8 protein-coding genes, 1 tRNA gene and 1 pseudogene are annotated in these 6,174 nt (G+C 43.3%); all 10 read right to left on the bottom strand.

Features of this window, described 5'->3' with window-relative positions:
• Positions 1-1,646: pseudogene (locus Q0256_RS00185) on the bottom strand (DNA-directed RNA polymerase subunit beta); the annotation flags it as partial.
• A 90-nt stretch (positions 1,647-1,736) separates the two neighbouring features.
• Positions 1,737-2,114 (bottom strand): 50S ribosomal protein L7/L12, encoded by a 378-nt coding sequence (rplL, locus tag Q0256_RS00190; protein WP_297958949.1) that lies wholly within the window; start codon positions 2,112-2,114, stop codon positions 1,737-1,739.
• Between the two features lie 20 nt (positions 2,115-2,134).
• The gene (gene rplJ / locus Q0256_RS00195) at positions 2,135-2,614 is read right to left on the bottom strand and encodes a 50S ribosomal protein L10 (RefSeq protein WP_291939396.1); all 480 of its coding nucleotides are present in this window, start codon (positions 2,612-2,614) and stop codon (positions 2,135-2,137) included.
• Positions 2,615-2,727: 113 nt separating this feature from the next.
• The gene (rplA, locus tag Q0256_RS00200) at positions 2,728-3,429 is read right to left on the bottom strand and encodes a 50S ribosomal protein L1 (protein WP_291939398.1); all 702 of its coding nucleotides are present in this window, start codon (positions 3,427-3,429) and stop codon (positions 2,728-2,730) included.
• Between the two features lie 56 nt (positions 3,430-3,485).
• A complete protein-coding gene (gene rplK, locus Q0256_RS00205; RefSeq protein WP_005872629.1) occupies positions 3,486-3,911 on the bottom strand; it encodes a 50S ribosomal protein L11 in 426 nt (141 codons plus the stop codon).
• Positions 3,912-3,931: 20 nt separating this feature from the next.
• The gene (gene nusG, locus Q0256_RS00210) at positions 3,932-4,462 is read right to left on the bottom strand and encodes a transcription termination/antitermination protein NusG (protein WP_291939405.1); all 531 of its coding nucleotides are present in this window, start codon (positions 4,460-4,462) and stop codon (positions 3,932-3,934) included.
• A gap of 13 nt (positions 4,463-4,475) precedes the next feature.
• Positions 4,476-4,649: a preprotein translocase subunit SecE gene (gene secE / locus Q0256_RS00215; protein WP_005872632.1), complete on the bottom strand. Its 174-nt coding sequence runs from the start codon at positions 4,647-4,649 to the stop codon at positions 4,476-4,478.
• A gap of 12 nt (positions 4,650-4,661) precedes the next feature.
• Positions 4,662-4,737: transfer RNA gene (locus Q0256_RS00220), tRNA-Trp, on the bottom strand.
• 7 nt (positions 4,738-4,744) lie between these two features.
• Positions 4,745-4,918: a 50S ribosomal protein L33 gene (rpmG, locus tag Q0256_RS00225; protein ID WP_005872634.1), complete on the bottom strand. Its 174-nt coding sequence runs from the start codon at positions 4,916-4,918 to the stop codon at positions 4,745-4,747.
• Positions 4,919-4,973: 55 nt separating this feature from the next.
• Positions 4,974-6,173: an elongation factor Tu gene (gene tuf / locus Q0256_RS00230; protein ID WP_040304280.1), complete on the bottom strand. Its 1,200-nt coding sequence runs from the start codon at positions 6,171-6,173 to the stop codon at positions 4,974-4,976.
• Position 6,174 lies beyond the last annotated feature (1 nt).

Genomic DNA, 6,174 nt, shown 5'->3' on the forward strand with positions numbered 1-6,174 from the left:
AGCGCAGATAGACGGCGCTTATGCGTGACCTCGCTAAGCGGATTGGTCTGATCCATAAACTGGCTTAGCTGGCCACCGGTGAAAAATTCCATAAGCGTAGTGGTGATGATTTTAGGGTTTACGAAATCATACGGCATAAGCTCGTCTAAATTTCCGCTAATGCCGGTAAATTTATCCTTGATCGCCTTTTGAACCTTGATAAAGCCAAGGTGCATCTCGTTTGCCAAAAGCTCGCCGATCGAACGGATGCGGCGATTGCCGAGATTGTCGCGATCATCGATGAAGCCGTCGCCGTTTTTAACTCTAATTAGATATTTCGCCGTCTTGATAATATCCTCGCTGGTTAGCACGGTTACGTACTCCGGCGCCTCGATACCCAGCTTGTGGTTCATCTTCATACGACCGACTTTGGTCAGATCATAGCGCTCCGGGTTAAAAAACAGATCGTTTACGAAGCTCTTTGCCGCTTCTTTTACCACCGGCTCGCCGGGGCGCATTACTTTGTAAATTCTAATCGCAGCCAGATCGTTCTCGTCGTCTATACCCTCGCTTTGCTGCAAGAGCTTAAGCGCGTCGGCGTCTTGGATGAAGGAATTTATGATTGAAGTATCTACGCCACTAGCTAGGTCGTTGGCAATCGTAAATTTTTTCTCGGTGTTAGCGATCTTGGCTAGCTTGCCCTCATCTAGCGCAGTTAGCGAATCAAAAAGCACCTCGCCGCTGTTTTTGTCGACGATGGCGCCCGCCAGGTAGCGCTCGGCTAAAATTTCAGCCGGATATTCGATGAGCTTTAGTCCGTCCTCTGCTAGCTTCTCCGCTTTTTTGACCGTTAGGCGTTTGCTTGCTTGATGAAGCACTTCGCCCTTTTCGTTTATAATGTCGTAATCGAGCCTGCCCGCGTATTCTTTCGGATCGAAATCGGTCAGGAATTTTCCTTTTTTGATATAGATCGTCTTAATAGGATAAAATAATTTTATGATGTCTTGTTTTTTGTAACCTAGTGCGCGAAATAGGATCGTGATCGGAACCTTGCGCCTTTTATTTATGCGCACATATAGTACGTCTTTTACGTCGTATTCGAAGTATAGCCAGCTGCCGCGATCAGGTATTATTTGAGCGGTGTAGATGAGTTTATTTAAAACCGTAGGGCTCTCTTCCTCTTTGAAGATTACGCCCGGGCTTCTGTGCAGCTGATTTACGACGACACGCTCTACGCCGTTAATGATAAATGAAATTCTATCGGTCATTAGAGGAATGTCGCGAATGAATATATCTTGCTCTTTGATCTCTTTTACGCCGATTTTTTTGCCCGTCTTTTCATCGCGCTCATGCACGAGCAGACGAAGCTTCATCTTTAAATTTACCGAATAAGTAAGCCCTCTTTCCATGCATTCTCTGATCGAATACTTTGGCTTTGAAATTTCGCTGCTTACGTATTCAATACTTAGTCTATTCTGTACGTCGTGGATAGGAAAAATGGCTTTGAAAACCTTCTCTATGCCGCTTTCTCCACCCGAGTTATCAAGATTTAAAAAATGATCAAAACTTTTCTTTTGTAGTTGTAATAAATTCGGAATTTCGATGTCTTTGGGAACCTTTGAAAAATCCACTCTAAGACGATTTCCTGAATATAGGCTGTTTAACATTCCACTACCTCGTAGTTGTATTTTAAAGAAAGAAGTGCCGATGCGACGCACCGGCACACATTTGTATGCGAAATTTTAAAATTTCGCGATTTATTTGAGTTCGACTTTAGCGCCGGCTTCTTCAAGCTCTTTTTTAGCCTTCTCGGCATCTTCTTTGTTAAGTCCCTCTTTAAGAACGGACGGAGTAGCCTCGGTAGCGTCTTTGGCTTCTTTTAAACCAAGGCCCGTTAAGGCGCGAACGACTTTAATTACGTTGATTTTCTTATCGCCCGCATCGACCAAAACTACGTCGAATTCTGTTTTCTCTTCTGCAGCGCCTGCAGCAGCACCTACGCCCGCGCCGCCTGCTACCATAACCGGAGCTGCGCTTACGCCGAATTTTTCTTCGAATTCTTTAACTAACTCGCTAAGCTCTAGCACCGAAAGATTAGAGATATACTCTAAAACATCTTCTTTTGAAATTGCCATTTTATTCTCCTAAATTTTAATTAAGCGCTAGCTTCTTTTTTCTGCTTAAGCGCATTGAGGCCGATCGTAAAATTTTGAATCGGCGCATTCCATACTTGAAGTAACATCGCGATAAGCTCGTCTCTCGAAGGCATCTTCGAAAGCGCTCTAACCTTATCTATGCCGGCTACTTCCCCATCGATATGAGCGGTCTTAAGCTTAAAAATTTCGTTTTTCTCTTCAAATTTAGCCGCTACTTTACATACAGAAAGCTGCTCGCCCCATAAGAAGATATTGGTATCTTTAAAGCTAAGTCCGTTTTTTTCGGCATTTTTTAAAGCGATATTGGCTAGGGTATTTTTGATAACCCGAACCTTTACGCCAGCTTCACGCGCGCTATTTCTAAGATCTTCAAGCTGCTTAACGCTAAGGCCTTTAAAATCGGAAATTACTATAGCTTCGCTAGCTTTGAAAGCCTCGCCAAGCTCCGCTACTATCTTTGATTTTTCGTCTCTCGTCATTAGGTCTCCTTTCCGATCGGTGATTTCAAGCCAAGCGATCGAAATTTTGAAATTTCGATCAATTAAGTTAAAAACCTTGAGCTATCTCCAATCTAAGATAAAAATTTAAAATTTTATTTTAAATCGATTATTTCTTGATTATCCAGTGTAACTGCAGGGCTCATAGTAAGTGAAAGCGATGCATGAGTTACGTATCTGCCCTTCGCAGTCGCTGGCTTATGCTTATTTATGGTTTTAATAAACGTCGTAAGATTGTCTAAAAGCTGCTCTTTGCTAAAGCTAGCCTTGCCAAGGCCTGCGTGGATATTTCCCTGCTTATCGACGCGGAAGTTTACCTGTCCACCCTTAGCGTTTTTAACGGCCTGAGCGACATCCATAGTAACGGTACCGGTTTTAGGGTTCGGCATAACGCCTTTTGGACCAAGAATACGACCTACCTTACCGACTAGTCCCATTAAATTTGGAGTAGCTATAAGAACATCGAAATTTATATTTCCTTTTTGAATCTCTTCGATCAGATCATCGGCGCCCACGATATCTGCACCCGCTTCGCTAGCCTCGCTAGCTTTTGCGTCCTTTGCAATCACGGCTACTCGAACGCTCTTGCCCGTACCGGCAGGTAAAACGACCGAGCCGCGCACCATCTGATCGGCATGTCTTGGATCTACGTTTAGTTTAAGAGCGATCTCCACCGTCTCATCAAATTTAGCAGAAGCTAGAGTTTTTACCGTACTTACCGCTTCGTCTACGCTATAAATTTTATTTACGTCAACTTTTTTTAAAAGTTCGTTGAATCTTTTTGAATTTTTTGGCATATATTTCTCCGCAATTAAAGTGCTACCGCTTTTTTAAACCTTAGCGGTCAAAAGGTCTAGTCAGTGACCGTAATACCCATAGAACGAGCCGAACCCGCTATAATCCTAGCAGCCTGCTCTCTATCTTTGGTATTCAGATCGGCGATCTTTTTCTCGACGATCTCTAAAACCTGAGCCTTAGTTAGGGACGCTACCTTCTTTTTAAGAGGGTTGTCCGAACCCTTATCTATCTTCGCCGCTTTTTTGATCAAATCCGTCGCAGGCGGTTGTTTAGTGATAAAAGTAAAGCTTTTATCGGCATAAACCGTGATGATAACAGGAATGTTGAAGCCTGCCATATCTTTGGTTCGCTCGTTAAACGCTTTGCAAAATTCCATAATATTAACGCCCTTTTGACCTAGCGCAGGACCTACCGGCGGGCTTGGATTTGCTTTTGCGGCCGCTATTTGCAGCTTGATTTCGCCAACAACTTTCTTAGCCATAAATTTACTCCTTATAAAATTTAAATAATCTTTTCAACTTGCGAGTATGAAATTTCAATCGGCGTGCTTCGTCCGAAGATCGAAACATTGAGGCGAAGCTTGCCGTGGATCATATCATACTCTTCTACAATGCCGTTGAAATTAGCAAAAGGTCCGTCGACGATCCTAACCGTCTCGCCCTCATCGAAATTAATCTTGGGCTTAGGAGCCTCGCGATTATTAATCTTTTCTAGAATTATTTCGATATCCTTTTCCGGTAGCGGAGATGGCTTTTTCGCCTCGCCGATAAAGCGACTAACCTTAGGCAGCATCTGAATTCTATGCCATAAAGTGGTATCCAGATCCAAATTTGCAAAGCAATATCCTGGATATAAGCTACGCTCTTTAATGGTTTGCTTTGTATTTTTGACCTCTATAACATCTTCGGTAGGCACTAGCACTTCGCCGATCTTAGCCTCAAGTGCTTCGTCTTGCTTTAGCGCTTCTATCGCACGCTTTACCGCCATCTCGCTGCCGGCGTAAGTTTGTATCGCATACCATTTATTTGCCATATTGTATCCTTGCCTAAGCCGTTATCAAAGCGGACATAATCAGATCCACTAGCGCCAAAAACAGTGCGATAACTACGACTACGACGACCACAGAGATATATGCTGTTTTAGTCTGATCTTTAGTCGGGAAAATTACCTTATCTAACTCTACTTTTGCTTGTTTATAATACTCTTTTACTTTTTCCATACCCAATCCTCGTGGCAGGGCAAGAGGGATTCGAACCCCCAACCATCGGATTTGGAATCCGGCGCTCTACCGTTGGAGCTATTGCCCTATAACAATTAGCCTTTTAACTTGACTTCTTTATGAAGCGTGTGCTTTTTTAATCTAGGGCAATATTTTTTAAGTTCTAGTTTTTCGGTCGTAGTTTTGCTATTTTTATAAGTAGTATAGTTAATATCGCCACTTTCGGAGCATTTTAATCCGACCTTTACTCTACTTGAATTCTTTGCCATTTGGTTTCCTTGAATAAAAAAGCAAGCGGAATTTTAAAATTCCGCTTGCAAAAAATTAAGCGATGATTTTCGAAACGACGCCTGAACCTACGGTGTGACCGCCTTCGCGAATCGCGAAGCGAGTACCTTGCTCAAGAGCAATCGGAGCGATTAGCTCAACGGTAATCTTAACATTATCGCCAGGCATTACCATCTCGGTTCCTTCAGGAAGGGTAATCGAACCGGTAACATCTGTCGTACGAACGTAAAACTGCGGTCTATAATTATTAAAGAATGGAGTATGGCGTCCGCCCTCTTCTTTAGTTAGGATATAAACCTCGCCCTCAAATTTAGTATGAGGAGTGATCGATTTTGGTTTGCATAGAACCATACCGCGCTCTACTTCCTCTTTCTTGGTACCGCGCAATAAAACACCTACGTTATCGCCTGCTTCACCTTGATCCATCTCTTTTCTAAACATCTCAACGCCAGTGACGGTAGTAGTCTGAGTAGGTTTAATACCTACGATCTCGATAGTATCGCCAACTTTAACGATACCTTTTTCGATTCTACCGGTTACAACGGTACCGCGACCGGAAATCGAGAAAATATCTTCGATCGGAAGAAGGAAATCTTTATCAGTATCGCGAACAGGAGTTGGAATATAGCTATCAACAGCATCCATAAGCTCCATAATCTTTGCAGACCATTCGCCGTCTTGTCCGGCTTTCGCTTCCTCAAGAGCCTTAAGAGCAGAGCCCTTAATGATTGGGGTCTCGTCGCCAGGGAATTTATACTCTTTTAAAAGATCTCTAACTTCCTCTTCAACTAGCTCTAAAAGATCCGGATCATCGACCATATCGGTTTTGTTTAGAAAAACTACGATATAAGGAACGCCTACCTGGCGAGAAAGCAAGATGTGCTCGCGAGTTTGAGGCATAGGACCATCTGCAGCAGAGACAACTAAAATAGCGCCGTCCATCTGAGCCGCACCAGTAATCATATTTTTTACGTAGTCGGCGTGACCTGGGCAGTCAACGTGAGCATAGTGACGTTTCTCGGTCTCATATTCGATGTGAGACGTAGCGATAGTAATACCGCGCTCTTTTTCCTCTGGAGCGTTATCGATATTGTCGTAGTCTTTTAGCTCGGCTAGACCCTTCCTGGAAAGAACAGCAGAAATAGCAGCTGTCAAAGTAGTCTTACCATGGTCAACGTGACCGATGGTACCAATGTTTACGTGTGGCTTGTTACGATTAAATTTTTCTTTAGCCATC

This window comes from uncultured Campylobacter sp., from assembly GCF_937949835.1.
Classification (GTDB): domain Bacteria; phylum Campylobacterota; class Campylobacteria; order Campylobacterales; family Campylobacteraceae; genus Campylobacter_B.

What these genes read in the sequence shown, in the direction of transcription:
- rplJ (WP_291939396.1), bottom strand. Translation starts at nt 2,614, where the DNA reads ATGACGAGAGACGAAAAATCAAAGATAGTAGCGGAGCTTGGCGAGGCT.
- rplK (WP_005872629.1), bottom strand. Translation starts at nt 3,911, where the DNA reads ATGGCTAAGAAAGTTGTTGGCGAAATCAAGCTGCAAATAGCGGCCGCA.
- nusG (WP_291939405.1), bottom strand. Translation starts at nt 4,462, where the DNA reads ATGGCAAATAAATGGTATGCGATACAAACTTACGCCGGCAGCGAGATG.
- rpmG (WP_005872634.1), bottom strand. Translation starts at nt 4,918, where the DNA reads ATGGCAAAGAATTCAAGTAGAGTAAAGGTCGGATTAAAATGCTCCGAA.
- secE (WP_005872632.1), bottom strand. Translation starts at nt 4,649, where the DNA reads ATGGAAAAAGTAAAAGAGTATTATAAACAAGCAAAAGTAGAGTTAGAT.
- rplA (WP_291939398.1), bottom strand. Translation starts at nt 3,429, where the DNA reads ATGCCAAAAAATTCAAAAAGATTCAACGAACTTTTAAAAAAAGTTGAC.
- rplL (WP_297958949.1), bottom strand. Translation starts at nt 2,114, where the DNA reads ATGGCAATTTCAAAAGAAGATGTTTTAGAGTATATCTCTAATCTTTCG.
- tuf (WP_040304280.1), bottom strand. Translation starts at nt 6,173, where the DNA reads ATGGCTAAAGAAAAATTTAATCGTAACAAGCCACACGTAAACATTGGT.